Genomic DNA, 26,681 nt, shown 5'->3' on the forward strand with positions numbered 1-26,681 from the left:
GTCAGTGCTCGCGGGGGGCGGGCACCACTCGCTCCACCTCGGGGTGGACGGTCAGAAGCTGGCGCATGGCCGCCTCGGCCGCCGCTCCGTCCCCCGTGGCGAGGGCGTCGACGATCCTGCCGTGCTGCGCCAGCGTGACGTCGTTCGGCCGGTCACAGGACGTGACCGGGCCGCCGGAGACGTGCAGGGCGGCGGAGACGATTCCGGAGAGGTGGTCCAGCATGCGATTGCCGGCGACCTGGATGAGGAGCCCGTGGAACTCGGCATCGGCGCGCGCGAAGGTGAGCGCGTCACCCTGCCCCATGGCGTGGCCCATGATCCCGATCATGTCGGACAGCCGCTGCTGGACCTCCTCGCGCCCGTGCCCGGCGGCGAGGCGCGCGGCGAGCGGCTCGATCGTCCAGCGCAGCTCGCTGAGCTCGCGGCGCTGATCGTCACGCTGCGGCCCGAAGGCACGCCACTCGATGATGTCCGGGTCAAGGAGGTTCCAGTCACTGACCGGGCGCACCCGGGTGCCGACGTTCGGGCGGGCGCTGACCAGCCCCTTGGCCTCCAGGACCCGCAGGGACTCGCGGACCACGGTGCGGGACACCTCGAAACGCTGCCCGATCTCCTCGGGCACCAGCGGGCGGTCGGCGCCCAGGTCACCGGAAACGATCATCTGGCCCAGCTGCTGGACGAGTTGTCCGTGCAGCCCCCGGCCCCGGCTGCCCCCGGTGCGCCTGCCCACGCGGCCCAGCTCGGGTTCAGCGCCTTCCCAGGCGGGCATCGCGACGCGGTCGACGGCGGGCGTCTCGGCGAAGGGGTAGCGGTCGAGGTCGCCCGGGTTCGTGAGGCCGGAGTCGGCGGAACGGGCGGCGGTCATCATGGAGTGCGCAAGGGTAGTCACGCATCATTTGTCGGCGCCCTCACCAACTCCCTTGAGGTCTTTGGTGAAAAGCACACGAAAGGGTGATCGCTCACCCCGTCGCAATTGACGCCTTATCGGAAAGAAATGGGCTTTCAGCGGGGAGTTGCGCACGCGATCGACCGGAAGGGCACGGCGGACGTCACCGGACCCTGCTACGGAGGGTCATGAGCAGATAGGCGCAGAGCAGAGTGGTCAGGGACAACGTCAGGGCGCCGCCCACGGGTTGGACGATCACGCGCAGCGCCTCGGCCACGTACCGCTCTCCACCGAACGGCCACGTCGTCAGGAGAGCCTCGCGGATCCTCATGGGCAGGTCGGCCGCGGTCCGCACGGACGGCCCCTCCCAGAGCTTCTGTACGAGTGGTACGAGCAGGACGGGAACGGCGACCACGGCGGCGAGCCCGGCCGTGGTGGACCGGAAGACTCCCGCGGCCAGCAGGCCGGACCAGGCACAGCCGACGACGAGCCCGAGCCAAGCCGCGCTCAGCGCGGGCCAGGCGGCGGGGACCCCCGCGACTTCCCGACCGTAGAGGAGACGGAGCACTTCGGCGTCGCAGGCCACCGTCAGGACGGCCAGCGCCGACGCGGTGGCCGCGGAGACCAGGAGTTTGGCGGCCAGCAGCCCCATCCGGCGGGGCACGGTGCCGCGGTCCGCCGCCAGGGCGGGGTGGCGGAACTCGTCACCGAAGGCGAGCGCCCCGAGCAACCCCGCGCCGAGGGCCGCGGGCGGCAGCGGCAGTTCCCGCGGCCAGGCGGCCAGGAGGCGCGGCTGCGGGGTGTGCCCGAGGCGGGCCAGGACCACGGCGGTGACGGCGGACACGACGAGGACGACGGCGCCGGTGACGAACGCCGTCCCGATGCCGACCACGCGCCGGAGTTCGTACCGGAGGGGGCGGAGGGGGCTGGGGGCGGAACGGACGGAGACGGGAGGCGGCAGCGAGGACGCCGCGTTTCGGGCGACGGCGGGGGTGAGCGTGGCCCAGGGGCGAGGAAGGGGCCGGGAGGCGGCTTGCGCCGGTGGCTCGTGCCGGGCGCCCGGGGCGGGAGGGTTGCGTGGCGCGGCGGCACCCCCGTCCACGGCCGGCGTGCGCCCGGCACGGCTGAGGGGCGGCAGGGCGTCGGCGGGGGTGCGGGAGGCCTCGGCGAGCGGCCGGGGGCCGTCGAGAGCCTGGCGGGGGTCGTCGGAGGCTTGCGGGCGGGACCTGTCGGAGGCCATCGGCTGAGGACCGTCGGCGGCCGGCGGTCGAGGGCCGTCGACGGCCGGCGGCTGGGGGCCGGCCGATGCCGGGCGGGGGGCGCTGGCCGCCCCGGGGGCTTCCGTCGAGGGCTCGGCGTCGGTGTGAGAGCGTCCCCCGTCACGGGTCGCGGACAGCTGCTCGGTGGCCGCCCCGGGTCGCTCCTCGACCGGCCGTGCGGGTGGGGTGGCGGCAGGAAGGGGCGACGGTCTTACGGCAGCGGCAGCGGCCCCGGCGCCGGAGGCCCGTGACGGAGCGTGTGCGGCGAGGTGCCCGGCGTTCGTGACGAGCGGCGCCAGGTCCGCACCCGGCCCCATGTCGCCGACCTCGTCCGCCAGTTGGTGTACGAGGATGCCGTGCCGGAAGGCGGTGTCGCCGATGTCGGCACACGTACTGCCGTACACCGCGAGGCGGTTGCCGCCCTCGCGTACAACCTCGACGGAACGACGCGCCGTGCGTGCCTCCTTGATCAGGAGGGCGGCGAGGCGGGCGGCGTGCGGGGTGCGGACGGCGACGCGCGGCCGCAGTCGGGTACGGGAGAAGTCCGCTGCCGCCTGGTCGGCGACGACACGGCCCCGGTCCAGCGTGACGACGTGGTCGGCGCTGCGCGCGGCTTCCTTCGGATCCGCCGTGCTGAACAGGACGGTGCCACCCTGGGCGGCGTGCGCACGCAGCGTTCCGTGGAGCCACCGGGCGTCGCGGACGGAAAGCGCGCGGGCGGGGTCGTCGAGCACCAGGGTGTGCGGATCGGGCAGCAGCGCACAGGCCAGTCCGAGGCGTCGGTCCATGCCGCGGGAGAGGATCCCCAGGTGCTCGTCGCGCAGGCCCACGAGGCCCACCGCCTCCATGACTTCGTCGGCCCGCCGGACGGGGACCCCGGCCGCCGCGCACAGCATGCGGAGATGACCCCGGACCGTGCGGGCCGGGTGCCCCGGCACGTCTCCCAGCAGGACGCCGACCTCGCGCGAGGGGTAGGCGATGCGGTGCAGGGGACGGCCTCTGAAGTACGTGAGACCACGGCCCCGTTGGAGTTCGAGCATGAGTCTGAGCGCTGTCGTCTTGCCGGCGCCCGATGCTCCGAGCAGTGCGGTGACACGCCCCGCGCGTGCCTCGAAGGAGACGTCGTCGACAGCGGGCGGAAGGTCCTTGCGGGGGGTGCTGGTCAGTCCGAAGGCCTGGATCACCGCAGCAAGATAGCCTGTTATGACCGGTTTTTCGGGTACCGCTGGGCTTCCTGGTGCGGGCGAAGGGCTTGTCGGCTCCTTGTTCGTCGTCCGGTCCGGGGCCTCCCCGGCCTGGGCCTCACACCTCGGGACGCAGCATCGGCGGATTGAGCAGAGTGGCGCCGCCCGCCCGGAAGAGCTGGGCGGGACGGCCGCCCTGGCGGGTGGTCGTACCGCCGGTGGGGACGAGGAAGCCCGGCGTGCCCGTCACCTTGCGGTGGAAGTTGCGCGGGTCGAGGGCCACGCCCCACACCGCCTCGTAGACGCGGCGCAGCTCGCCGACGGTGAACTCGGGCGGGCAGAACGCGGTGGCCAGCGACGAGTACTCGATCTTGGAGCGGGCTCGTTCCACCCCGTCCGCGAGGATCTGGGTGTGGTCGAAGGCGAGCGGCGCCACCGGCTCGCCGTCACGGCCGTATCCCGCTTGCTCCAGCAGTTCCTCGACCGGCGCCCAGCGGGCGTTGCTGGCGTCACCGCCCGCCCGCGGGGCGGGCAGGTCGGGAGCGAGCGCGAGGTGGGCGACGCTGACCACGCGCATCCGGGGGTCCCGCTCCGGATCTCCGTAGGTCGCGAGCTGCTCCAGGTGAGCGCCGTTGTCCTGAGGGGGCGCGGCGGGGTCGTGGACGCACAGGCCCGTCTCCTCGGCCAGCTCACGCGCCGCCGCCTGCGCCAGATTCTCGTCGGCCCGCACGAACCCGCCGGGCAGGGCCCAGCGCCCCTGGAACGGCGGCTCGCCCCTGCGCACCGCCAGCGCGCACAGGGAGTGGCGACGCACGGTCAGCACGACCAGGTCCACAGTGACAGCGAAGGGCGGAAAGGCTGACGGGTCGTAGGGCATGCGGCGATCATAGTCGTCTGCCTGACGATAAACACTCCCTTCGCCGAGCACCACCGACGGCTGGTCCACTTCGGCCGGAGCCGTGTCTCCCGTGCACTCCCGCTCGCTCCCGAGCGCCGTGCGAGAGCACGTCGGGCCAGGTCAGGTTCTCAGTTGCAGCCCGTCGGCGGCCTCTTCGACCATGGCCATGCCCAGTCGGCTGACCCGCACCGAGAAGGGCTCCCCGGCGACCCTCAGCCCGGTCAGGCCGATCTCGCCCAGAGGGGCGCTGCGCAGGGGACGCAGGGTGACGCTCCCGGCCGGGGTGTCGGGGTGGATGCCCGCCAGTGTGGTCAGCAGCGACACCCCGGCGGCGGCCGCGGTGGCGGCGGGACGGCAGGCCGCCGGGTGCGGCAGGGGCGTACTCCCTTCGGTGCGCTGCTCCCCGGCGTACATCTCGGGCAGGCGGTGGCCGAAGGCGCCGGCGGCGGCCAGTACGCCGCGCAGCAGCGAGCCCGCCTCGTCCTCGTGACCGGCGGCGGCGAGACCCGCCACCGCGATCGCCGTCTCCTGGACGCGCACGGCTCCGGCGCGATGCCCGAAGGGGGTGTATCCGGCTTCCTTCACGCCCAGGCCGCGCAGTCCCCACCCCGAGTCCATGACCGGGTTGCCCAGCAGCCGAGCGAGCCGGGCGGTCTGCACCGGGTCGAGCAGCCCCGGGGCGGTAGTGCCTCCACCGAGCAGTCCGGTGTCGAGGAGGTGGGCGGCGGCCGCGGTGAGCGACGGCACCAGGCGTCCGTCCGCGGTGCGGGCCGCCGCGGGCCTCCCTCCTGCCGGGTCGTGGATCCAGAAGTCACGCCGGAACGCCTCGCGCAGCTCCCGGGCCCATTGGCGCAGTGCGTCACCGCCCGGTCTGCCGAAGGCGTCGAGCAGCTCGGCGCCGAGCAGGGCGGCGCGGTGCGCGTGGGCTTGCGTCTCGCCGCGGACGGGGCCGCCGGGGTGCGGGTCGGGGACGTACGTGCCGTCCCCCACGGCGGCCCGCAGCCAGCCCAGGCACCCCTCGGCCGCGGGCAGCAGCTCCTGCGTCTCCTGATCCCCGAGGCCCCAGCGGCGGGCTTCCGCGAGGAGCGCGGGGAAGAGCAGGGTCGCCTCCGTACCGGTGCAGCCCGGTGGCAGGTGGGGGCCGGTGTCGCGGCTCGGTCCGGGAATCATGCCGTGCCCCGGCCCGGGACCGCGCTGTTGCGAACGGGCGAGAACCCGCAAGGTGCCGGCGGCGAGCCGGGTGCCGAGGGGCAGCGACATCCGGGCGGCGGCGAGGGCCTCGGCGGGTGCCGGACCGCAGCGCCAGGGGACGCCGGCCGCGAGATGGACGTCGGTGGGGTGTGCCGGATCACGCAGCAGAAGGGCACGCAGGTCCTCGATGCTGGTCCGCAGGAGGGCGGGGGCTCCTGGGTCGTCACCGGTGGCCTCGGCGGCCGCCAGCGGGTCCGCCGCCGTGCGGGCCACCGCCCGGACCGGACCCGCTCCGTCGGGCCGCACACGCAGCTCGATGCTCGTGCTGCCGCCCGGCGGCACCACGCACTCCCACCGCAGCAGACCGGCGGAGGCGAGGGCATCGCCCGGCGGCGGTACGGCCGTGACCGACGCGGTGCCCGCGGCGCTGGACCAACGCAGCCCGGAGGCGTGAACACCGGCCGGCAGGTCGGGGCCGGCGCTGCCCGCGGCGATCGACCCGAGGTCGGCCAGGTCCGTACCGAGAGCCACCTCCACCGGCAGGCGCAGTGGACGGGTCGTCCCGTTGCGCAGAGTGATCCGCTCCGTGCCCTCGGCGTGCCGCGTCCGCTCGACCATGACGTCCGGGTCCGGTCCCGGGGCGGACGACGTCCGGAGCACGCCCACGAAGACGGTTCGGTCGGCTCCTGCCATCCGGGCCTGCAAGGGAAGCGGTTCGCGCCCGGACACGAGGAGGCGGCACCGGGAGAGCAGGCGTCGGCCCGCTCGGTAGAACCCCTCCAGCCCGATACCGGTCAGCTGCGCTTGCTCCGTCGAGATCACGAGGCCGGGGAGGGCCACTGCGATCATCGTCCCGTGGTTCGGGGGCAGGTCACCGCACCGGCGAGCGGACACCGGGGGCGGCGCGCTCCGCGGAGCGCCCGGCTCTCTCCCGGGTCGCGTCGACGGCAGGGCGTACGCCGGCCCGGATCGGACCGTCGGCGGGCCGAGGCTCCGGCTTTGCCCGGGGCCGCGCCGCTGGACCGGCGCCGTGGGTTCGGCTCGGTACGGCGGAGCGGCCCGCCCGCCGTAGGCAGCGGCACCCGGCACGGCGGTGGACGAAGTCGGTTGGTGCATGGGAGGGCTCCCCTACTCGGTGCGCCTCGTAACTACTCGGTGCGCTTCGGACGGAACGGCGCCGTGCGGTGCTTCGACCGGGCGGAGGTGGTGCGGTGCGAGGTCGCGGCCGGACGGGTGCGGCGCGGAGCGGTGCCCCGGCCGGCCCGGGCGTTCCGCCACTCAGGTGAACGGAGCGGATGTCCTGCGGGTCACGCCCGCGGTGTCGGGGATCCGAGGCCTGACGGCGTGGGGCACGGAACGCGCACCACATCACGAACCTGATCACCAGGCCGCCTCGGCCCGGCCTCGCGCTCGGGCGGCGGCCGCTTCCCAGCCCGGAGCGGCTCGCGTCGGTCGGCCAATGCGCGGTCACGGCACCCGTTCCGTCCGCGTCTGCGTCCACACCCCCACCCGGAACCGCATCCGCCCGGTGTCGCCGGCTCGGGGCCGCCCATGAGCCGCCAGCGCCTCTTCAGACGCCCTCGGCGCCGCCACCCGTCCCGCTCGTCCCCTTGCGCGCCCCGCCCGGGCAGGCCTCCGTCCGGCCCGAACTCTGCTTCGCCGAGGCTCGCGGGGGCGTGGAGTCCGTCCGCGGAGCGCCACCGGCAGCCGGGGTCCGGGGACGCGTCTGGTTCCCGGCCGGTGCACGGCCCTGCCACTTCGCACGGCGGCGGACACCGTCGGACGGGACGACGGAGCGGGTACGACGCCGACGGCCGGATGCGGCCGGCACGGTGGTCGAGGGCCCGGGCCGTTCGCGTTGCGCAGCCCCGTCCGCCTCTACGCCCTCGTCCGAAGCGCCGTCTCCCGCGCCCCCGTGGTTCTCTCGTTCCGCACGCAGGCACCGGCGGATCGACTCGGGGTCGAGACCCTCGTTGCACGCCTGGTGCAGAAGCCGCGCGAAGAGGTAGTCGGGGTCTGCACCGAGAGCCATGGCCAAGGCCTCGCGGGCCTCCAGCTCGTCGCCGGTGGACCAGGCGACCCACCCCGCCAGCGTGAGGGGCGCGGCCGCGTGCTCGCCGTAGGAACCGACACAGCGACGGGCCAGGGCGCGCCAGAGACGCAGTGCGGGAAGGGCCTCGTCACCCTCCATCCACTGGGCCGCGCGGTCGCGTGTCGTACGGTCCTGGAGGCCGAGGATCAGCGCCGCCGCCTCGTCGTTCGCCAGCAGTTGGTCGTCGCGCAGGTCCTCGGCGGGGAGACCCGACACGGGCCGGGCGCGGGCGAGGCGTCGCATGATCCGCTGTGCCAGGTCCAGCGTTTCCCCGGCCACCTCCGAACGACCGGTGTCGTCGAGGATCCGGGAGACCAGCGGCACGGCGGCCGCGTCCAGGGCGACCTCCTGTTCACCGGCCACGGCGCCCTCCCGGGGGAGCAGCCGGGCCCGCAGGTCGCTCAGCGAGCCGCGCACCTGGATGCCGGCGTAGGTCGCCGCCGCGGCCAGTACCGACGTACCCGGCAGTCCCATGGGGACGCCCTCGGACGGGCAGCATGCCTCGTCGTCGCAGCAGTACGACCAGAAGCGCCCGGCGGAGATGCACAGCGCCTCGACCACCGGAACGTCGAGTCGGCCGCACTCCACTCGCAGCCGCTGCGCCAGAGGCCTCAGTCGCTCCATCACCTGCCGTCCGGTCTCTCCCCGCCCCGGTTCCTGGCAGAGATAGGCGACCATCTGCTCGGGTCGCACACCTCGGCGCTCGCTGCCGGTCACCAGGCCTCGCGTCAGCTGTCCGGCCGCACCCGGCCAGTCCTCCGGGTGGGCGGGGATGCCGAGCCGGGCGCGGCCGCCGAAGCGTCCCCGGCCGTTCCTGTCGCGGAGGGCGACCAGGACGATGCTGTCCTCGGGGCGGTACCCGAGGAGGTAGGGCAGGGCATCGGCCAGTTCGGCCGGGGTGCGCAGGGTGACCTGGTGCTCGTCACCAGGGCTGTCGTACGGGGTGCGGGCCGCCCGGCTCCGGGGCACGGGGCCCGGGATGTCGCCGTTCTCGGAGGATCCAGTCGTTTCGCTGTGGTTCGTCATGGCCCGACAATCTCGCGGATCGCCAGATTCCGGTTTGCCCTGTGGATAACTTGAATCAGGGCCACGTCAATCCCGCGAGGCGACGGCCGCGCCGTCCCGCCCCGTCGCCCGGCTGTCAGTCCCGTCCTGTTGTATGGAACGCATGGAGCACACGAGCAACGCGGATCTCCGGACAGCGGCCGACGCGGTCCTCGCCCGTCTCGTCGGGGACCCGTCCGGCACCGCCCGACTGCGGGACGACCAGTGGCGGGCGATCGAGGCGCTGGTCGCCGACCGGCGCCGGGCCCTCGTCGTCCAGCGCACGGGATGGGGAAAGTCCGCCGTCTACTTCGTGGCGACCGCGCTGCAACGCGAACGCGGCGCCGGCCCCACGGTGATCGTCTCCCCCCTGCTCGCCCTCATGCGCAACCAGGTGGAGGCCGCGGCGCGGGCAGGCATCCGCGCCCGGACCATCAACTCCTCAAACACCGAGGAGTGGGAGGTGGTCCAGGACGAGATCACCGCAGGCGAGGTCGACGTGCTGCTCGTGAGCCCCGAGCGGCTCAACAACCCGGACTTCCGCGACCAGGTCCTGCCCAGGCTCTCCGCCGCTACCGGACTGCTCGTGGTGGACGAGGCGCACTGCATCTCCGACTGGGGTCACGACTTCCGCCCGGACTACCGACGGCTGCGCACGATGCTCACCGATCTCCCGCCCGGTGTGCCCGTCCTGGCGACCACCGCCACCGCCAACGCGCGCGTGACCGCCGACGTGGCGGAGCAGCTCGGCACCGGAGGCACATCGGACGCGCTGGTGCTGCGCGGACCTCTGGACCGGGAGAGCCTCAGCCTGGGGGTGCTGCGGCTGTCCGACGCGGCGCACCGGATGGCCTGGCTCGCCGACCACCTCGACCGGTTGCCGGGCTCCGGGATCATCTACACGCTCACCGTGGCCGCCGCGGAGGAGGTCACCGCTTTCCTGCGGCAGCGTGGCCACACGGTCGCCTCCTACACCGGCAAGACCGAGAACGCGGACCGCCAGCAGGCCGAGAACGACCTGCTCGCCAACCGGGTCAAGGCTCTGGTCGCCACTTCGGCGCTGGGCATGGGCTTCGACAAGCCCGACCTGGGCTTCGTGGTGCACCTCGGCTCGCCGTCCTCCCCCATCGCCTACTACCAGCAGGTCGGCCGCGCGGGGCGCGGTGTCGAGCACGCCGAGGTGCTCCTCCTGCCGGGGAAGGAGGACGAGGCGATCTGGGAGTACTTCGCCTCTCTGGCCTTCCCTTCGGAGGACCTGGTCCGCCGCACGCTCGACATCCTGGCCCACTCGGAGCGGCCTCTCTCCCTGCCCGCTCTGGAGCCGCTGGTGGAGCTGCGCCGCTCCCGCCTGGAGACCATGCTCAAGGTCCTCGACGTGGACGGTGCGGTGAAGCGGGTCAAGGGCGGCTGGATCGCGACGGGGCAGCCGTGGACGTACGACGCGGAGCGCTACGACTGGGTCGCACGGCAACGCAAGGCCGAGCAGCAGGCGATGCGCGACTACGCCTCGACGACGGACTGCCGGATGGAGTTCCTGCAACGACAGCTGGACGACGAGGGAGCCAAGCCCTGCGGCCACTGCGACAACTGCGCCGGACCGCGCTTCACCGCGGACACCTCGCCCGACGCCCTCGACGCGGCCCGGGTCGACCTGGGCCGAGCCGGGGTCGAAGTGGAGCCGCGGCGCATGTGGCCGACCGGACTGCCGGCGATCGGCGTCGACCTGAAGGGACGCATCCCGGCCGGGGACCAGGCAGGACCGGGGCGGGCGTTGGGCCGGCTCTCCGACATCGGCTGGGGCAACCGGCTGCGGCCGATGCTCTCACCGCAGGCCCCCGACGGCCCGGTGCCCGACGATGTCGCCAAGGCCGTCGTGGGGGTGCTGGCCGACTGGGCGAAGGGGCCCGACGGCTGGGCCTCGGGCGCGACCGACGCCCCACCGCGTCCCGTCGGCGTGGTGACCGTCGCCTCCCGCACCCGGCCCCAGCTGGTCCAGTCCCTCGGGGCGCGTATCGCCGAGGTCGGCCGACTGCCGCTGCTCGGCTCCGTCGAGTACACGGGTGAGGCGCCCAAGGCGTCCCGCAGCAACAGCGCACAGCGGCTCAAGGCGCTCGACGGCGCCCTGACCGTGCCCCCCGCCCTCGCCGCCGCACTCACCGACCTCGCGGGGCCGGTGCTCCTCGTGGACGACTGCACCGAAACCGGTTGGACCCTCGCCGTGGCGGCCCGACTGCTCCGACGCGCCGGCGCTCAGGGAGTGTTCCCACTGGTCCTGGCCGTGCAGGGGTGATCGCCCGCCGCGAGCACGCAAGACCGCAGCCTGCCCTCGCGCGGCTGCGTCCGGTACGCCCGGTGCGTCACCCGGTCGTCCTCTGGGTAGGGATATAGGACGCGCATCATCCGATAACGGTCGTCGGTCCCAATTGCTCGTTGCCGCATCCAAGTTCGGCAGGAAGAATCGAAGTCCGCTCCCCGCACGGCTCGTCCGTGATCCGGCAGGGCTTCACTGCGGTGCGCGCTCCCCCGAATCCGACCCCGCCCCCCAGTGTGGGCGCGTAGCCGAAGGGAGGAACGTGACCTTCGGATTCGCTCCGTCCTCGGCGGCGTCATTGTCATCGTCCGCCGCTTCCGCCACTCGTATGCTCGAACCGGCGGAGTGGGCCGCCGCCGGAATCCCCCTGCTGCGCAATCCGCGGGAGGTGGTCAGCGGGCTGCACGCGAGGCACCGCCCCAAGCCGGCGACGGCGATCGTGGCCGTACTCGACGCGGACGAACGACTGCGCGCCAGCGCCTCGTTCACGAGCCGGCCGACCCCGGCCGACGGATGGATGTTCCGCAACGCGCTGCTCTCGCAGCTGCGCCGCGTCATCCCCCACGATCTGCGGCGCCGCACTCCGGTGCGTACCGCTGTGCTGGTCTACTGCCGTGAGGGCGACGCGCGTTGGACGGAGGAGGACGGCGCGTGGATGTGGGGGCTGCGGGACGCGTGCACGTTGCACGGGTTGCGCTGTGGCGCCTACATCACGCTGACCAAGGACGGCTGGCAGGTCCTGGGCGAGGGCCGCGGCGGGCGCCGGCCCAACGCGGCGTCGACGCCCGAGCCGTTCGCCACCTCCGAGGCACCGCTTCCGCCACCGCGCACCGGCGGCGTCGCCTCGGACGTGCTGCGCCGCGCGGCGGCTCGCTGAGCACCGTCGCTCCGGCGCCACACGGACACCGCCGTGACGACCGGTGTCGACGTGCGGCTTACGCGACAGCGTCGACGCCCTGTTAGGCCCCGGGGCGTGTGCCCCGGGGGGTGCGCCCCGGGGCATGCCGAGCCGACCACCGTGCTGAGCCGGTCCGCGGCCCCTGGGTCACAGCGACGACCGCCGCACGCGGCGGTACGGGCTCAGACGCCCGCGCCCAGCACCGAGTTGATGCGCTGCGGGTCACCGCAGACGATCAGCAGGGCACCGGCCCGGGAGCGGGCCGCGGACAGGGCCGTGACAGCGGCGGCTTCGGGGCCGCCGTTGAGCGCGACCACGACCACGGCCCGCGACACGGCGCGGTCGGCGACGGCGGCGTCCGCGTAGAAGACGTCGTCGCCCGCGTCGTGCTGCGCCCAGTAGGCGGCATCGCCGAAGGACAGTTCGTGGGCGGCCCACGGGTGCGGCTCACCAGTGGTGATCACCAACACGTCGCCGGGGGTACGCCCCGAGTCCAGGAGCAGGTCCACGGCCTCCTCGGCGGCGTCGAGCGCGCCTTCGGGCGAGGCCGGGATCAGCTGGATCTGCGGGGCGACCGGGGCGGCGGCCGGAGCAGCCGGACGCGACGGGCCGGGGTCGGCCACGGCCGAGTCGCGCGACGCACGCTGCGTCGGCGGCGCCGGCCGCACGGGGCCGGGGCGACCGGGGCGCGGTGGAGCCGCGGGACGGGGGCCGGGTACGGGGCGGGGGGTCGGCGCGGTACGGCCGCTGGCCGGAGTGGCGCGGGGACCCTGGGCCTTCTCGTGAATCTGAGGCTCCTCGGGAATGAGAGGCATGAGCTGATATTTATCAAACGTTGGTGCGGCTCGCGTCGGCGGGTGGCACATGCCTGCGAGCGGAACTGTCAGAAATCGAAGCCGAGCTGACCCTCGATTTCCGGAGCGCTTCCGTCCACCCCACTGCGGACCTTCTTGAGGTGCTGCCACTGGGGCAGCGCATCAAGATACGCCCACGACAACCGGTGGTGCGGGGTGGGGCCCCGCTCCGCCAGTGCGGCCCTGTGCACGGGTGATGGATACCCGGCGTTGTCCGCGAAGGCGAAGTCTGCATGGTCGATGCCCAGTTCGGCCATCATTTTGTCGCGCTGGACCTTGGCGAGCACCGAGGCCGCCGCGACAGCCACGCAGGACTGGTCACCCTTGATCACCGTACGAACCCGCCAGGGCGCCCCGAGATAGTCGTGCTTGCCGTCGAGGATGACGGCGTCGGGACGGACCGGCAGGGACTCGAGGGCGCGCACGGCCGCAAGCCGCAGCGCCGCCGTCATACCCAGGGCGTCGATCTCCTCGGGAGAGGCGTGGCCCAGGGCGTAGGAGGTCACCCACGTCCGCAGTTCCTCGGCGAGTTCGGTGCGGCGCTTGATGGTGAGCAGCTTGGAGTCGGTGAGGCCGACCGGGGCCCGGCGCAGTCCGGTGATCGCGGCGCAGACGGACACCGGGCCGGCCCACGCACCCCGCCCCACCTCGTCGACACCGGCAATGATCTTCGCTCCGGTCGTGGCGCGGAGAGAGCGCTCGACGGTGTGAGTAGGCGGTTCGTACGGCATGACGCCCTTAGCGTACGCCGCCCCGATCCGTCGGCGACACCCGGTTCCCCCTGACGGATCGGCGTCCGCGCGGGCCGCGGTCAGACGGGGTCGGGGCGCAGCAGCGGGACCATCAGCTGGTCGATCAGTTCCTCGACCTCCCGATCCGTCCATTCACTCCCGCGAATCTTTGACCGATACATCATCATCGCGGGGACGGCATCGAAGACGCACCAGTGCATCGCGTCAGATCGCACCTCGCCTCGCTCTATTCCGCGGTTGATGACCTCGCGAAGCAGGGCAAGGGTCGGCTCGACCACTCCTTTGACGATCACCGAATGGAAGCGCTCCGCCTGCGCGCTGTCGCATTCGTGAATCACCGATCGCACGGCGTGCCCAGGTCGGGAGTACATCGCGTCCCGCGCTCTGAGGCACAGCGCCAGAAGGTCGTCGCGCACGTTCCCGAGATCCGGCGCCGCGTCGAAGGTCGGGAGGCCGGACAGCAGGGCGTCCGCGACGAGGTCCTCCTTGGACGGCCAGCGGCGGTACACAGCGGCCTTGCCGGTCTGGGCACCGGCGGCCACCCCCTCCATCGTCAGGCCGTTCCAGCCGACGGTGCCGAGTTGGTCGAGGGCGGCCTCGAGGATCGCTCGTTCCAGGACGACGCCTCGTCGGCGCGAGGGTGTCCGGGCGGAGGCGGCCGCCCAGTGCGAAGCAACCATGTCGGGGATCTCCAGTAAGCGGAATGTCGGGTGTCGGGCAGGGTGCGCCAGGCGGCCACAACGGGGGACGGACCACACGGCGGCACGGGAAGTGAACGCTTGCGTTCACTGTCCGGGTGTCACTAACGTTGAAGCAACAGTGAACGCCAGCGTTCACTAAGTCATGCGTGGGGGACACATAGTGACGACCTCTTCCTTGGTCAAAGATCAGAAGCCGGGAGCCGCCCGCCGGGAGGGGCACCCCGGCATCGCGCTCACCGTCATCGCGGCCTGCCAACTCATGGTGGTCCTCGACGCGACGATTGTGAACATCGCGCTCCCGCACATCCAAGAAGCGCTCAGCTTCAGCACCACCGACCTCACATGGGTCGTGAGCGCCTACACGCTCACCTTCGGCGGTCTGCTCCTGCTCGGCGGCCGAGCCGGAGACATCCTCGGCCGGCGCCGGGTCTTCATGACCGGCATCCTGCTGTTCACCTTCGCCTCGCTGCTCGGCGGCTTCGCCCAGGAACCCTGGCAGCTGCTGGCGGCCCGCGTCCTGCAGGGCGTCGGAGGCGCGATCGCCTCGCCCACCTCGCTGGCGCTGATCACGACGACCTTCCCCGAAGGCCCGGAACGCAACCGGGCCTTCGGGGTCTTCGCCGCGGTGTCCGCCGGTGGTGGCGCCATCGGACTGCTGGCGGGCGGCATGCTCACCGAATGGCTCGACTGGCGCTGGGTGCTCTTCGTCAACGTGCCGATCGGCGTTCTGATCGCCGTGCTCACCCCGCTGTACATCAGCGAGTCGGAACGGCATTCCGGGCGCTTCGACATCGCCGGGGCGGTGACCTCGACGGCGGGCATGGCGTCTCTCGTCTACGGCTTCATACGCGCCGCCGACGAGGGCTGGCGGGACAGTCTGACCATCGGTTCCTTCGCGGCCGCGGTGGTCCTGCTGCTGTCCTTCACCCTCATCGAGTCGCGGGCCAAGGAGCCGATCACCCCACTGAAGATGTTCGCCGACCGGAACCGCTCCGGCACGTATGTGATCATGCTGAGCCTGGCCGCCGCGATGTTCGGCATGTTCTTCTACATCGTGCTGTTCGTCCAGAACGTGCTGGGCTACACGCCCATCCAGGCCGGTCTGGCCTTCCTGCCGGTCACGGTGGTGATCGCCCTCGGTGCGGGGCTCTCGCAGCGGTTCCTGCCCGTCTTCGGCCCGAAGCCGTTCATGGTGGTGGGCTCGGCGCTCGCCGCGCTCGGGCTCGGCTGGCAGGCCCTCATCAGCTCGGACAGCTCCTACGTCGGCGGTGTCCTCGGTCCGATGCTGATCTTCGGCTTCGGCATGGGGCTGAACTTCGTCACGCTGACGCTCACCGCCGTCTCGGGGGTCGCCCAGCACGAGGCGGGCGCGGCGTCCGGCCTGCTCAACGCGATGCAGCAGGTGGGCGGGTCGATCGGGCTCGCCATCCTGACGACGGTGTTCGGCACGGCCAGCAAGGACGAGGCGGAGAAGCAGGTGCAGGACTTCCTCGCCCACGGCTCGGCGGAGCAGAAGGCGGAGTTCGCGCAGACGCACCAGCTGCCGGCGCCCTGGGCGCACGACGTACTGGCACAGGGCATATCGGCGGCCTTCATCCCGGCTGCCGCCATGGCCGTACTCGCCCTGGCCACGGCGTGGCTGGTGATCCGGGTACGCAAGAGCGACCTGGAGGCCCTGTCCGGCTCCGCCGGGCCGGGGATCGGCTGACCGCGCGCCGGCGCGGGCCGGGCGAGGGGAGCCGGCGGGCGTCATGGAGGCCCGCAGGCCCCCCTCGCGCCGCCCCCGGGCCGACGGGGAGCCCGGGATCGGCGCGAGCAGCACCAGGGACAGCCCCACGCCGGCCAGCACGAACAGCGCGCCCACGCTCCACCCCCTCGTGACAGTCCCGCCGCCGGGCAGGGCCACGACCCGCGCGGCAACATGTCACGACAACGCACGTGCCGTCACTCGGAGTTCCCGCCGCACACGGAGAGTTTCGACCGCCACACGCGAAGAGTGCCGAACGCCAAGAGTGCCGAACGCGGAGGGTGCCGAAAGCGGAGAGTGCCGAACCCCGGCCCGGCACGTCGGCCGACCGGGGTCGAGTCCGCTAGACGGACGCCGTCATCCACTCGGGCAGGGCCTCGACCCGCGCCGTCCACTCGACCGGCGGCGCTCCCGCCTTCTCGGCGGCGACCACTCCGCCCACGATGGCGCAGGTCGTGTCCACGTCCCCGCCGACCTGAGCGGTCGTCCAGAAGGCGCGCTCGTAGTCCCCGAGAGCGCGGGCGGCGGACCACAGGGCGAAGGGCACGGTGTCGTGGGCGGTCGTCCGCCTGCCACAGCCCAGTACGGCCGCGACCGTGGCCGCGTCGCCGTAGTCCAGCATGTCCCGGGCGCGTCGCAGTCCGGCGCCCACCGCGCTCTTGGGCACCAACGCGATCACCCCGTCGAGGAGCGCGTGCGGGGTCGGCGGACCGCCGGGGTCCGCGGCCAGTGCGGCGGCCGCGGCGACCGCCATGGCGCCCACCACCGCCTCGCGGTGCTGATGCGTGGGGTAGGCCGAGATCTCCGCCTGGTGGGTCGCCTGCTCCGGGTCGTCCGCGTACCAGGCGCCCAGCGGTGCGATGCGCATCGCGGCCCCGTTGCCCCAGGATCCCTGGCCGTTGAAGAGCGCGGCGGCCAGCTCGCGCCAGTCACCGCCCTCCCGGACCAGGCGCAGCAGCCGGTTGACCGCGGGCCCGTAGCCGCGGTCGAAGTCGTGGTGGTGGGCGAAGGAGAGCGCCAGGGCGTCCTGGTCCGCACGGCCGTGAGAGGCGAGGACGGAGATAACGGAGCAGGCCATCTCCGTGTCGTCCGTCCACTGCCAGGTGCCGGGAGGCAGCTCGCGGCGCTTCAGCAGCGGGTAGTTCTCGGGCACGAAGAACTGTGAGCCCAGCGCGTCCCCCACCGACAGTCCGCGCAGGCTGGACAGCGCCCGGTCCAGGCGCTCGTCAGGAGATGAATGAGCGGTCATCGCCCTGCCACTCTATCCGGTGATCCCGTACGGTTCCGGATCTCGCCAGCGTTCGAAGGGACGGTCGAGGGTGTACTTGCCGTCCGAGCCGAGAACGAGCATCCGGACCTCGCCGTTCCCGGGGTTCTTCAGCGACTCGAATTCCGCGACCGTCCAGTGGAACCACCGCATGCAGAACAGCCGCATCGCCAGACCGTGCGTCACCAGGAGCACGTTCGGCGGGTGGTCGGGGTCCTCGAAGCTGCGGAAAAGGCTTTCCAGGAAGCCGCCGACCCGGTCGTACACGTCGGCTCCGGACTCGCCCTGGGCGAAGCGGTAGAAGAAGTGGCCGTAGGCGTCCCGGTAGGCCTTCTGCAGGCGCACGTCGTCGCGGTCCTGCCAGTTGCCCCAGTCCTGCTCGCGCAGCCGGGGCTCCTCCCGTATCCGTATGAGCTCGGGATCGAGGTGGAAGGCGCGCAGCGTCTCGTGGGTCCGGCGGTACGGGGAGACGTACACGCTGACCCGCTCCGGACCGAACACCTCGCGCAGCCTCTTGCCCGTCTCCTCCGCCTGGGCCCAGCCCTGCTCGGTGAGGGCGAGCGCGTGGTCGGGCTCCCGCTCGTACACCGAGTCGTCGGCATTGCCGATCGACTCTCCGTGCCGGACGAGAACGATGCGCCGTGGTCGTGCCATGTCAGAACCCTAGATCGGGACGGGCGGAACCAAGCACTCGAACGGGCCCCATACGGCGTACCTCACACGGCCCCCACATCACGGGCCTCGCCCAGCGGCACCGGGCCGGGCCGGATCTCAGACCGTCCAGGACGGCTCCAGCTGCACGATGTCCCCGGTCAGCGCCGCGATGTCGGCCTCCGTCTGGGCGCGCAGGGCCAGGCGCTCCACCCGCTCGGTGCGGTACTTCCCGTGCTCGGCGGCCGACCGCCACATGGACAGGACCAGGTACTCGTGCCCCGGCGCCTCGCCGAACAGCCCGCGGACCATGCCCGGCGAACCGGCCATCGCGGGATTCCACACCTTCTCCTGCATGAGGACGTAGTGCTCGGCCCGCTCCTCGTGCACGCGGCAGAGGGCCACCCGCAGCAGGTCGGCGTCGGTGAAGCGCGGTTCGAACCCCGTCTTCACGTCGAACCGGTAGTCGAAGAGCCTGACCTGCGCGTCCTTGAAGGTGCCCGCCTGGGCCGAGGCGAGCCGGTCGTGGGAGCGGGCCATGAAGGAGTCGTAGAAGGCGCGGCTCTCCCAGAAGGCGAAGACGTGCGCCACGTCCTGCCGCCCCCGGCTCCAGCCGCCCCCCTGCCCCCGAAAACCCGGCTCTCCCGGAAGCCCCGCCCACTTCCGCTGCCCCCGCTCGAAACCGCGGCGGTCCACCACGGTGCAGCGAATCCACTTGACCAGCACCGCGCCATGGTAAGGCCAGGAGCGTGGCACCGGTCACTCTCGGGACGACCACTTGCCCGCACTGGCGTCGCTGTGCGTGGCAGGATGGACAACCGGCCGTCACCGCTCGGCAGTTGATGCAGCCGGGTGGGGCGGGGGACGTGGGAAGGGGAAGGCTGTGAACGGCCTCAGCAAGGGCGTGGGCAAGGTCGAGGTCGCGCTGCGGTGGGATCCGAGTCCGGCGGGGCAGCCACCCGCCGATCTGGACCTGGTCGCCGGGACGTACACGGTGGACGATCCGTACGGCGATCCGTCTTACGTGGTGCACTTCGACAGCCGCTCCCCCGACGGCACCATCTATCTCAACCGGGACAGCCAGGACGGCAAGGGCTTCGGCTTCGACGAGGTCATGACGCTGGAGCTGGGGCGGCTGGCCCCCCGGTACGCGCGCGTGGTGGTGGGCGTCGCCATACAGCAGCGCGCCGAGGACCGCTCCTTCGCCGACGTGTCCAGTCCGGGCCTGCGCATCAGGGAGGGGTACACCGACCTGGCCACGGACGACTTCAGCGGCGTTTCGGGCGCCACGGCGGCCACGGTCGCGGAGTTCGTGCGCGACGAGGCGGGGGCGTGGGAGTTCCGGGCCGGCGTGCACGGCTTCGAGGGCGATCCCGCAACTTTCACCGCCACCATGGGCGCGGCACGCCGGCCGTGACGACGCGGACGCGCGCGGGCCGACGCGTGAGTGCCGACGCGTGAGTAAGGGGCGCCCGCCAATGCGGGCGCCCCTTACTCACGGGCTACTACCGGGAGCTACTCGTCAGCTGCAACCGCTGGTCGAGCCGCAGCCCTCGCAGATGTAGCAGGAACCGGCCCGCTGCATCTTCGTGCCGCAGGAGAAGCACAGCGGGGCGTCCGCCTGGATGCCCAGCTGCATCTCCACCAGCTCGGCGCTGGTGTGCGCCTGCTGCGGAGCGGGCTTGGCCGCCTCGACCTCGGCCTTCGGCGTGGCGACGGCCTTCAGCTCCTGGGCGCGCGGCGCCGACTGGGCCAGGCCCTCGACGTCCAGCTCGTCGTCGGACGGCTCGTACGAACCGGTCTCCAGGTGGCGCTGACGCTCCTCGGCGGAGTGGATGCCGAGCGCGGAGCGCGTCTCGAAGGGCAGGAAGTCCAGCGCCAGGCGGCGGAAGATGTAGTCGACGATCGACTGCGCCATCCGCACGTCCGGGTCGTCCGTCATGCCGGCCGGCTCGAAGCGCATGTTGGTGAACTTCGAGACGTACGTCTCCAGCGGCACGCCGTACTGGAGGCCGACGGAGACCGCGATGGAGAAGGCGTCCATCATGCCCGCGAGGGTCGAACCCTGCTTGGACATCTTCAGGAAGACCTCACCGAGACCGTCGTCCGGGTAGGAGTTGGCCGTCATGTAGCCCTCGGCGCCGCCGACCGTGAAGGAGGTGGTGATGCCGGGACGACCCTTCGGGAGGCGCTTGCGGACGGGGCGGTACTCGACGACCTTCTCGACCGTCTCGCGGATGGTCGCCTCGGCCTTCTCGGTGACCGCCGTCTTCTCCGCCTCCTTGACCGACTTGGTCTTCGCGGAGAGGGGCTGGCCCACCTTGCAGTTGTCGCGGTAGATGGCGAGCGCCTTGACGCCCATCTTCCAGGCCTCGAAGTAGACCTCCTCGACGTCCTCCACGGTGGCCGACTCCGGCAGGTTCACCGTCTTGGAGAGGGCACCGGAGATCCACGGCTGGATCGCGGCCATCATGCGGACGTGGCCCATGGCGGAGATGGAGCGCTCGCCCATGGCGCAGTCGAACACCTCGTAGTGCTCGTGCGCGAGGCCGGGAGCGTCGATCACGTTGCCGTTCTCGGCGATGTGGGCGACGATCGCCTCGATCTGCTCCTCCTGGTAGCCCAGGCGGCGCAGGGCCTGCGGAACGGTGCCGTTGACGATCTGCATCGAGCCGCCGCCGACCAGCTTCTTGAACTTGACCAGGGCGAGGTCGGGCTCGAGGCCGGTGGTGTCGCAGGACATCGCCAGACCGATGGTGCCGGTCGGGGCGATGACGGACGCCTGCGCGTTACGGAAACCGTTCTTCTCACCGAGGCGCAGCACGTCCTGCCAGGCCTCGGTGGCGGCGGCCCAGATCGGCGTGTCCAGGTCGTCCATGCGGACGGCCTTGGCGTTCTCGTCGGAGTGCTGCTTCATGACCCTGAGGTGCGGCTGCGCGTTGCGGGCGTAGCCGTCGTAGGGGCCGACGATCGCGGCGAGCTCCGCGGAGCGGCGGTACGACGTACCGGTCATCAGGGAGGTGATGGCCCCGGCCAGGGCGCGGCCGCCGTCGGAGTCGTAGGCGTGGCCGGTCGCCATCAGCAGGGCGCCGAGGTTGGCGTAGCCGATGCCGAGCTGGCGGAAGGCGCGGGTGTTCTCGCCGATCTTCTCGGTCGGGAAGTCCGCGAAGCAGATGGAGATGTCCATCGCGGTGATGACGAGCTCCACGACCTTGGCGAAGCGCTCGGAGTCGAAGGACTGGTTGCCCTTGCCGTCGTCCTTGAGGAACTTCATCAGGTTCAGCGAGGCGAGGTTGCAGGACGTGTTGTCCAGGTGCATGTACTCGCTGCAGGGGTTCGAGCCGTTGATGCGGCCGGACTCCGGGCAGGTGTGCCAGTTGTTGATGGTGTCGTCGTACTGGATGCCCGGGTCGGCGCAGGCCCAGGCGGCCTCGGCCATCTTGCGGAAGAGCGCCCTGGCGTCGACCTCCTCGATGACCTCACCGGTCATCCGGGACGTCAGGCCGAACTTGCCGCCGTCCTGGACGGCCTTCATGAACGTGTCGTTCACGCGGACCGAGTTGTTGGCGTTCTGGTACTGGACGGACGTGATGTCGTCGCCGCCCAGGTCCATGTCGAAGCCCGCGTCACGCAGGGCGCGGATCTTCTCCTCCTCCTTGACCTTGGTCTCGATGAAGCCCTCGATGTCGGGGTGGTCGACGTCGAGGATGACCATCTTGGCGGCCCGGCGCGTGGCGCCACCGGACTTGATCGTGCCGGCGGAGGCGTCGGCGCCGCGCATGAAGGAGACCGGGCCGGAGGCGTTGCCGCCCGAGGACAGCAGCTCCTTGGAGGAGCGGATCCGGGAGAGGTTCAGGCCGGCGCCCGAGCCCCCCTTGAAGATCATGCCCTCTTCCTTGTACCACTCGAGGATCGACTCCATGGAGTCGTCGACGGACAGGATGAAGCAGGCGGAGACCTGCTGCGGCTGGGGCGTGCCGACGTTGAACCAGACCGGGCTGTTGAAGCTGAAGATCTGGTGCAGGAGGGCGTAGGCCAGCTCGTGCTCGAAGATCTCGGCGTCGGCGGGCGAGGCGAAGTACCTGTGGTCCTCACCGGCCTTCCGGTACGTCTTCACGATGCGGTCGATCAGCTGCTTGAGGCCGGTCTCGCGCTGCGGGGTGCCCACGGCGCCCCGGAAGTACTTGCTGGTGACGATGTTGACCGCGTTCACCGACCAGAAGTCGGGGAACTCGACGCCGCGCTGCTCGAAGTTGACCGAGCCGTCGCGCCAGTTGGTCATGACGACGTCACGGCGCTCCCAGGCCACCTCGTCATAGGGGTGGACGCCGGGAGTGGTGTGGACGCGCTCGACCCGGAGGCCCTTGCCCGCCTTGGGGCCCTTGGCGCGGGAACTCCGTGCCGGACCGCTCGCCGTCTCTGTCATGCCGCCTCCCTGTACGGGCGAAAACGCCCTGAAGTGCCCCGATTGTTCCCGTGGCACGATGTTCTGTCTGGTGTTGCGGACGTCTCTCACTCCGCCCGCAACAGGTCTTCCTCACTCGCCGCCGTGCGGCCGGGCCCGGGCACCGGGTCCGGCCCACCGGTCAGTCGGCGGCGCCTGCGGGCTCGGGGACCTGTGCCGCCCCCGCGGACCCGCGGTCGTTCTCCTGACTCCCCGCGCCGGCCCCGTCGCCGTCCGGGCCGGGGGGCCTCGTCGCCTCCCTGAGCTCCGCGATCGCGGCCTCGAAGTCCTCGAGCGAGTCGAAAGCCCGATAGACGGAGGCGAACCGCAGATAGGCGACGAGGTCGAGTTCCTGCAACGGGCCGAGGATGGCCAGCCCCACGTCGTGGGTGGTCAGCTCGGCACTTCCGGTGGCCCGCACCGCCTCCTCGACCCGCTGGCCGAGCTGGGCGAGCGCGTCCTCGGTGACGGGGCGGCCCTGGCAGGCCTTGCGGACACCGTTGATGATCTTGGTGCGACTGAACGGTTCGGTGACCCCGGACCGCTTCACCACCATGAGCGAGCACGTCTCCACCGTCGTGAAGCGACGGGAACAGTCAGGGCACTGGCGGCGGCGGCGGATCGACGTGCCGTCGTCCGTCGTCCGACTGTCGACGACACGGCTGTCGGGGTGCCTGCAGAAGGGGCAGTGCATGAACTCCGAACCCTCCTCACAGCAGAATCAACAGCCTCGAAAGGCCACTCAGGCCCCCCGAAGCAGCCCCCAGCATAGGCGATCGCGGCGGGTCCGAAGACCCGGGGGACCACAACTTGTGGGCCGCTGATGCAATCCAACCACTAGATATGGGGATTGGCTCTTACATTCACACCCTGCACGCGTGTCGCACCCGTGCGTACACGTGACACCCCTCGCGTACGGCCGCACGCGCCCGCGACGGCACGCGCCGACACGGGCGGGGACTCACCCGCACGGCCGTATCACCCCGGGGCATGCGGAGATACCGTGGGCGCCGCGGGGAGGGGGCGTGGCACTACCGCACAGATGACGGGACCCGCCCGGTCGAACGGGATGCCGGATGGCAGACTGGAGCGACATCCCCGAGGTTGTCACCACGGCGGTGAAGAGTACAGCAATGAGCCCTTTTGTCCGTCGGGCGCCACGGTAGCCATACACCCACACATGCGTTCCGGACGAGCGATTCGCCTTTTTTCACTCGAACGTGTGTTTGGCGCAACCTTTCGAAAGCTACTACCGTTGTGCAGCAGGGAGACCATCGAGAGGGGCCGACGTGACCACCACCGCCGACAGTGCCATCATCACTGGCCAGGACCGCCCCCAGGGCCGACCTGAGCCGGTGCACGCGATGAGCGACGCCACGAACCCAGAGGGGCACAAGCGCTCCTTGCCGGGCCGACCTCCCGGCATCCGGGCGGACAGCTCGGGGCTCACCGATCGGCAGCGCCGGGTGATCGAGGTCATCCGCGACTCCGTGCAGCGACGGGGGTACCCGCCGTCGATGCGGGAGATCGGTCAGGCCGTCGGCCTTTCCAGCACTTCCTCCGTCGCTCACCAGCTGATGGCGCTGGAGCGCAAGGGCTTCCTGCGCCGCGATCCGCACCGTCCGCGTGCCTACGAGGTGCGCGGCTCCGACCAGGCCTCCTCCGTCCAGCCCACGGACACCGCCGGCAAGCCGGCCGCGTCGTACGTGCCGCTCGTCGGGCGCATCGCAGCCGGTGGGCCGATCCTCGCCGAGGAGTCGGTCGAGGACGTCTTCCCCCTGCCCCGACAGCTGGTCGGTGACGGCGAGCTGTTCGTCCTGAAGGTCGTCGGCGACTCGATGATCGAGGCCGCCATCTGCGACGGCGACTGGGTCACGGTCCGCCGCCAGCCGGTCGCCGAGAACGGCGACATCGTGGCCGCGATGCTCGACGGCGAGGCGACCGTGAAGCGCTTCAAGCGCGAGGACGGCCACGTCTGGCTCCTCCCGCACAACGCGGCCTACGAGCCGATCCCCGGTGACGACGCGACCATCCTCGGCAAGGTGGTGGCCGTACTGCGCCGCGTCTGAGCGCCACGGCGGGCGGGCGCGCCGAGACGGCAGCGCCCCGCCGACCCCGACCGGGCCCCGGAACCTCTGCGCCGGTTCCGGGGCCCAGCGCTGTCCGGGCGGGCCGTTGCAGGGCATCGGGCGGTCGAGGCCCGTAACCGACGACCGGCGTGCGGGCTCACAAACCCGGGTCACGGGCATGGAGTCCCGCGGACGCGCCGAGTGGCGGATGTGGGGCCCAGGGGCCGACGCCCCGGTGCGGGCGTGCGGGCGTGCGGTCACGTCGGCCCTGGTGGCGGTGGCGGGCCGGCGGCCCCGGGGCCGGTGGCGGGCCCCGCGGTCAGTCGCCTTCCGTCTGGCGGGCCGCCGCGTCGATCGCGGCGAGTGATCTGCGGACCTGATTGCGGTCCGTGGTGAACCAGAAGTCGGGCAGCGACGCCTTCAGATAGCTCCCGTACCGGGCCGTGGCCAGTCGCTGGTCCAGCACGGCGACCACCCCGCGGTCGCCCGACGCCCGTACGAGACGGCCCGCGCCCTGGGCCATCAGCAGCGCGGCGTGCGTGGCGGCGACCGCCATGAAGCCGTTGCCGCCCGCTTCCTCGACGGCCTTCTGGCGGGCGCTCATCAGGGGGTCGTCCGGCCGTGGGAACGGGATCTTGTCCATGACGACCAGCTGGCAGCTCGGTCCCGGGACGTCGACGCCCTGCCAGAGCGACAGCGTGCCGAAGAGGCAGGTCTGCGGATCGGCGGCGAAGTTCTTGATCAGTTCGCCGAGTGTCTCCTCGCCCTGGAGCAGGATCGGGAACTCGGGGATGCGGGAGCGCAGCTCCTCGGCGGCGAGCTGAGCCGCCCGCATCGAGGAGAACAACCCCAGCGTACGGCCGCCCGCCGCCTGGATCAGCTCCGTGAGCTCGTCGAGCATGTCGCCCCGGTCACCGTCCCGCGCGGGGCGCGCCAGATGCTTGGCGACGTACAGGATGCCCTGCTTCGGGTAGTCGAAGGGCGAGCCGACGTCGACACCCTTCCACTGCGGGAGGTCGTCGCCCTCGGTGCCCTCCGGGGCGAGGCCCAGCGAGGCGCCCACGCCGTTGAAGTCGCCTCCCAGTTTCAGGGTCGCGGAGGTCAGGACGACCGAGCGGTCCGTGAAGAGCTTCTCGCGCAGCAGACCGGAGACCGACATGGGGGCGACGCGCAGGGAAGCACCGAAGCGGTCGTGGCGCTCGTACCAGACGACGTCCCACTCGGAGCCGTTCGTGATCCGCTCCGCCACGTCGTGCACCGACTCCACGGAGGCCAGTGCCTGCTTGCGGACCGCGTCCTCGTCCTGCACGGACTTGTCGCGGGTCGCGCCGATCGCCGAGATGACCGTGCGGCAGGCGTCGCGCAGCGCCATCAGAGCGTAGCCGAGGTCCTCCGGGATCTCCTCCAGACGGCCTGGCAGCGCCAGCTCCATCAGCCGTTCGAAGCCCTCGGCGGCCGTCTGCAGCTGGTCGGCGGCCTTCTCGTTGACGAGCTTCGCGGCCCGCCGCACCGCGCGGTTGACCTGCCCGGGAGTGAGCTCACCGGTCGCCACCCCGGTGACCCGGGACACCAGCTCGTGCGCCTCGTCCACGATCAGCACCTCGTGCGGGGGCAGCACCGGGGCGCCCTCGATGGCGTCGATCGCCAACAGCGCGTGGTTGGTGACGACGACCTCGGACAGTTTGGCGCGCTCGCGGGCCATCTCGGCGAAGCACTCGGCGCCGTACGCGCACTTCGAGGCGCCCAGGCACTCCCGGGAGGACACCGACACCTGGGACCACGCCCGGTCGGAGACACCGGGCGTGAGATCGTCCCGGTCGCCGGTCTCGGTCTCGTCCGCCCAGTCGCGCATGCGCAGCAGGTCCTGGCCCAGCCTGCTGGTGGGGGCGGCGGCCTCGAACTGGTCGAACAGGCCTTCCTCCTCGTCCTGCGGCATCCCCTCGTGGAGCCGGTGCAGGCACAGGTAGTTGGACCTGCCCTTGAGCATCGCGAACTCCGGGCGGCGGCGCAGCTGCGGGTGGAGCGCGTCGACCGTCCGCGGCAGGTCCCGCTCCACCAGCTGGCGCTGGAGGGCCAGGGTCGCGGTCGCCACGACGACCCGCTCCCCGTGCGCCAGCGCGGGCACCAGGTACCCGAGCGACTTGCCGGTGCCGGTGCCGGCCTGGACCAGCAGATGGGAGCCGCCGTCGATGGCTTCCTCGACGGCTTCGGCCATGGCCACCTGGCCGGGACGCTCCGTGCCGCCGACGGCGGTGACGGCGGCGTGCAGGAGTTCGGGGAGTGAGGGCTTCGTCATAGCGCGACCACCCTACGGCCCAGGACTGACAGACGGGTCGGCAAGGCGGACACGTGGGGCCGGCGGGGCCGTGGGTACAGCGGTGACACGGGGGCTCCTGGACGGCGAGGCCGGTGGGCGAGGGACGGTGCGGCGGG

General features: G+C 72.1%; 19 protein-coding genes. 5 read left to right on the plus strand and 14 right to left on the minus strand.

Translation table 11 applies throughout. The features are described from left to right. Position 1 precedes the first annotated feature (1 nt). The 5 genes from ACZ6EG_RS30340 to ACZ6EG_RS30360 form a co-directional block, all read right to left on the minus strand. Positions 2-889 (minus strand): FadR/GntR family transcriptional regulator, encoded by an 888-nt coding sequence (locus ACZ6EG_RS30340; protein ID WP_383645398.1) that lies wholly within the window; start codon positions 887-889, stop codon positions 2-4. A gap of 160 nt (positions 890-1,049) precedes the next feature. After that, on the minus strand, positions 1,050-3,329 hold the full coding sequence (locus ACZ6EG_RS30345; RefSeq protein WP_469609299.1) for an ABC transporter ATP-binding protein: 2,280 nt from the start codon (positions 3,327-3,329) through the stop codon (positions 1,050-1,052). 118 nt (positions 3,330-3,447) lie between these two features. Beyond that, positions 3,448-4,206: an NUDIX hydrolase gene (locus ACZ6EG_RS30350; RefSeq protein WP_383645392.1), complete on the minus strand. Its 759-nt coding sequence runs from the start codon at positions 4,204-4,206 to the stop codon at positions 3,448-3,450. Positions 4,207-4,347: 141 nt separating this feature from the next. Further along, positions 4,348-6,267, minus strand: coding sequence for a glycogen debranching N-terminal domain-containing protein (locus tag ACZ6EG_RS30355; protein WP_469609304.1), 1,920 nt, complete (start codon positions 6,265-6,267; stop codon positions 4,348-4,350). A 721-nt stretch (positions 6,268-6,988) separates the two neighbouring features. After that, positions 6,989-8,536, minus strand: a complete 1,548-nt coding sequence (locus tag ACZ6EG_RS30360; RefSeq protein ID WP_469609307.1) for a DUF4192 domain-containing protein — start codon at positions 8,534-8,536, stop codon at positions 6,989-6,991. Positions 8,537-8,678: 142 nt separating this feature from the next. Here ACZ6EG_RS30360 and ACZ6EG_RS30365 point away from each other — a divergent pair, with 142 nt between their 5' ends. Both ACZ6EG_RS30365 and ACZ6EG_RS30370 read left to right on the plus strand, forming a co-directional pair. Then, the gene (locus ACZ6EG_RS30365) at positions 8,679-10,844 is read left to right on the plus strand and encodes a RecQ family ATP-dependent DNA helicase (protein WP_469609310.1); all 2,166 of its coding nucleotides are present in this window, start codon (positions 8,679-8,681) and stop codon (positions 10,842-10,844) included. A gap of 283 nt (positions 10,845-11,127) precedes the next feature. Continuing rightward, positions 11,128-11,742, plus strand: coding sequence for a hypothetical protein (locus ACZ6EG_RS30370; RefSeq protein WP_391972134.1), 615 nt, complete (start codon positions 11,128-11,130; stop codon positions 11,740-11,742). A 203-nt stretch (positions 11,743-11,945) separates the two neighbouring features. Here ACZ6EG_RS30370 and ACZ6EG_RS30375 read toward each other — a convergent pair whose 3' ends face one another. The 3 genes from ACZ6EG_RS30375 to ACZ6EG_RS30385 all read right to left on the minus strand — a co-directional run bounded on the left by ACZ6EG_RS30375 (position 11,946) and on the right by ACZ6EG_RS30385 (position 14,049). After that, positions 11,946-12,578: a hypothetical protein gene (locus tag ACZ6EG_RS30375; protein WP_391972133.1), complete on the minus strand. Its 633-nt coding sequence runs from the start codon at positions 12,576-12,578 to the stop codon at positions 11,946-11,948. 68 nt (positions 12,579-12,646) lie between these two features. Then, entirely contained in the window at positions 12,647-13,348 is a 702-nt protein-coding gene (locus ACZ6EG_RS30380) for a ribonuclease HII (protein WP_356611222.1), read from the minus strand. A gap of 80 nt (positions 13,349-13,428) precedes the next feature. After that, positions 13,429-14,049 (minus strand): TetR/AcrR family transcriptional regulator, encoded by a 621-nt coding sequence (locus ACZ6EG_RS30385; RefSeq protein WP_469609315.1) that lies wholly within the window; start codon positions 14,047-14,049, stop codon positions 13,429-13,431. Positions 14,050-14,230: 181 nt separating this feature from the next. On the opposite strand from ACZ6EG_RS30385, the gene ACZ6EG_RS30390 reads away from it, so the two are divergent. Beyond that, on the plus strand, positions 14,231-15,778 hold the full coding sequence (locus ACZ6EG_RS30390) for an MFS transporter (RefSeq protein WP_391972131.1): 1,548 nt from the start codon (positions 14,231-14,233) through the stop codon (positions 15,776-15,778). A 382-nt stretch (positions 15,779-16,160) separates the two neighbouring features. On the opposite strand, the gene ACZ6EG_RS30395 is transcribed toward ACZ6EG_RS30390, so the two are convergent. The 3 genes from ACZ6EG_RS30395 to ACZ6EG_RS30405 form a co-directional block, all read right to left on the minus strand. Further along, positions 16,161-17,066 (minus strand): ADP-ribosylglycohydrolase family protein, encoded by a 906-nt coding sequence (locus ACZ6EG_RS30395; RefSeq protein WP_469609318.1) that lies wholly within the window; start codon positions 17,064-17,066, stop codon positions 16,161-16,163. 12 nt (positions 17,067-17,078) lie between these two features. Next, on the minus strand, positions 17,079-17,738 hold the full coding sequence (locus ACZ6EG_RS30400; protein ID WP_356611229.1) for a histidine phosphatase family protein: 660 nt from the start codon (positions 17,736-17,738) through the stop codon (positions 17,079-17,081). Between the two features lie 117 nt (positions 17,739-17,855). Beyond that, positions 17,856-18,461: a YdbC family protein gene (locus ACZ6EG_RS30405; protein WP_356611231.1), complete on the minus strand. Its 606-nt coding sequence runs from the start codon at positions 18,459-18,461 to the stop codon at positions 17,856-17,858. Between the two features lie 157 nt (positions 18,462-18,618). Here ACZ6EG_RS30405 and ACZ6EG_RS30410 point away from each other — a divergent pair, with 157 nt between their 5' ends. Then, positions 18,619-19,152, plus strand: coding sequence for a TerD family protein (locus tag ACZ6EG_RS30410; RefSeq protein ID WP_391972129.1), 534 nt, complete (start codon positions 18,619-18,621; stop codon positions 19,150-19,152). 105 nt (positions 19,153-19,257) lie between these two features. Here the strand turns inward: ACZ6EG_RS30410 and ACZ6EG_RS30415 are convergent, their stop codons facing one another. Both ACZ6EG_RS30415 and nrdR read right to left on the minus strand, forming a co-directional pair. Beyond that, the gene (locus ACZ6EG_RS30415) at positions 19,258-22,161 is read right to left on the minus strand and encodes a vitamin B12-dependent ribonucleotide reductase (RefSeq protein ID WP_391972128.1); all 2,904 of its coding nucleotides are present in this window, start codon (positions 22,159-22,161) and stop codon (positions 19,258-19,260) included. Between the two features lie 160 nt (positions 22,162-22,321). Further along, the gene (nrdR, locus tag ACZ6EG_RS30420; RefSeq protein ID WP_391972127.1) at positions 22,322-22,873 is read right to left on the minus strand and encodes a transcriptional regulator NrdR; all 552 of its coding nucleotides are present in this window, start codon (positions 22,871-22,873) and stop codon (positions 22,322-22,324) included. Positions 22,874-23,468: 595 nt separating this feature from the next. On the opposite strand from nrdR, the gene lexA reads away from it, so the two are divergent. Beyond that, positions 23,469-24,248 carry a transcriptional repressor LexA gene (gene lexA / locus ACZ6EG_RS30425; RefSeq protein WP_053138191.1) on the plus strand — a complete coding sequence of 260 codons (780 nt, stop codon included), beginning with the start codon at positions 23,469-23,471 and terminating at the stop codon, positions 24,246-24,248. A gap of 319 nt (positions 24,249-24,567) precedes the next feature. On the opposite strand, the gene ACZ6EG_RS30430 is transcribed toward lexA, so the two are convergent. Then, complete coding sequence (locus ACZ6EG_RS30430) at positions 24,568-26,544, minus strand: ATP-dependent DNA helicase (RefSeq protein ID WP_391972126.1); 1,977 nt, start codon at positions 26,542-26,544, stop codon at positions 24,568-24,570. Positions 26,545-26,681 lie beyond the last annotated feature (137 nt).

The sequence above is a fragment of the Streptomyces sp. NPDC041968 genome (assembly GCF_055589025.1).

Excerpts from the sequence above, each read along its gene's own strand:
- ACZ6EG_RS30350 (WP_383645392.1), bottom strand. The coding sequence starts at position 4,206 with ATGCCCTACGACCCGTCAGCCTTTCCGCCCTTCGCTGTCACTGTGGAC.
- ACZ6EG_RS30355 (WP_469609304.1), bottom strand. The coding sequence starts at position 6,267 with ATGATCGCAGTGGCCCTCCCCGGCCTCGTGATCTCGACGGAGCAAGCG.
- ACZ6EG_RS30360 (WP_469609307.1), bottom strand. The coding sequence starts at position 8,536 with ATGACGAACCACAGCGAAACGACTGGATCCTCCGAGAACGGCGACATC.
- ACZ6EG_RS30365 (WP_469609310.1), top strand. The coding sequence starts at position 8,679 with ATGGAGCACACGAGCAACGCGGATCTCCGGACAGCGGCCGACGCGGTC.
- ACZ6EG_RS30375 (WP_391972133.1), bottom strand. The coding sequence starts at position 12,578 with ATGCCTCTCATTCCCGAGGAGCCTCAGATTCACGAGAAGGCCCAGGGT.
- ACZ6EG_RS30380 (WP_356611222.1), bottom strand. The coding sequence starts at position 13,348 with ATGCCGTACGAACCGCCTACTCACACCGTCGAGCGCTCTCTCCGCGCC.
- ACZ6EG_RS30385 (WP_469609315.1), bottom strand. The coding sequence starts at position 14,049 with ATGGTTGCTTCGCACTGGGCGGCCGCCTCCGCCCGGACACCCTCGCGC.
- ACZ6EG_RS30395 (WP_469609318.1), bottom strand. The coding sequence starts at position 17,066 with ATGACCGCTCATTCATCTCCTGACGAGCGCCTGGACCGGGCGCTGTCC.
- ACZ6EG_RS30400 (WP_356611229.1), bottom strand. The coding sequence starts at position 17,738 with ATGGCACGACCACGGCGCATCGTTCTCGTCCGGCACGGAGAGTCGATC.
- ACZ6EG_RS30415 (WP_391972128.1), bottom strand. The coding sequence starts at position 22,161 with ATGACAGAGACGGCGAGCGGTCCGGCACGGAGTTCCCGCGCCAAGGGC.
- nrdR (WP_391972127.1), bottom strand. The coding sequence starts at position 22,873 with ATGCACTGCCCCTTCTGCAGGCACCCCGACAGCCGTGTCGTCGACAGT.
- ACZ6EG_RS30430 (WP_391972126.1), bottom strand. The coding sequence starts at position 26,544 with ATGACGAAGCCCTCACTCCCCGAACTCCTGCACGCCGCCGTCACCGCC.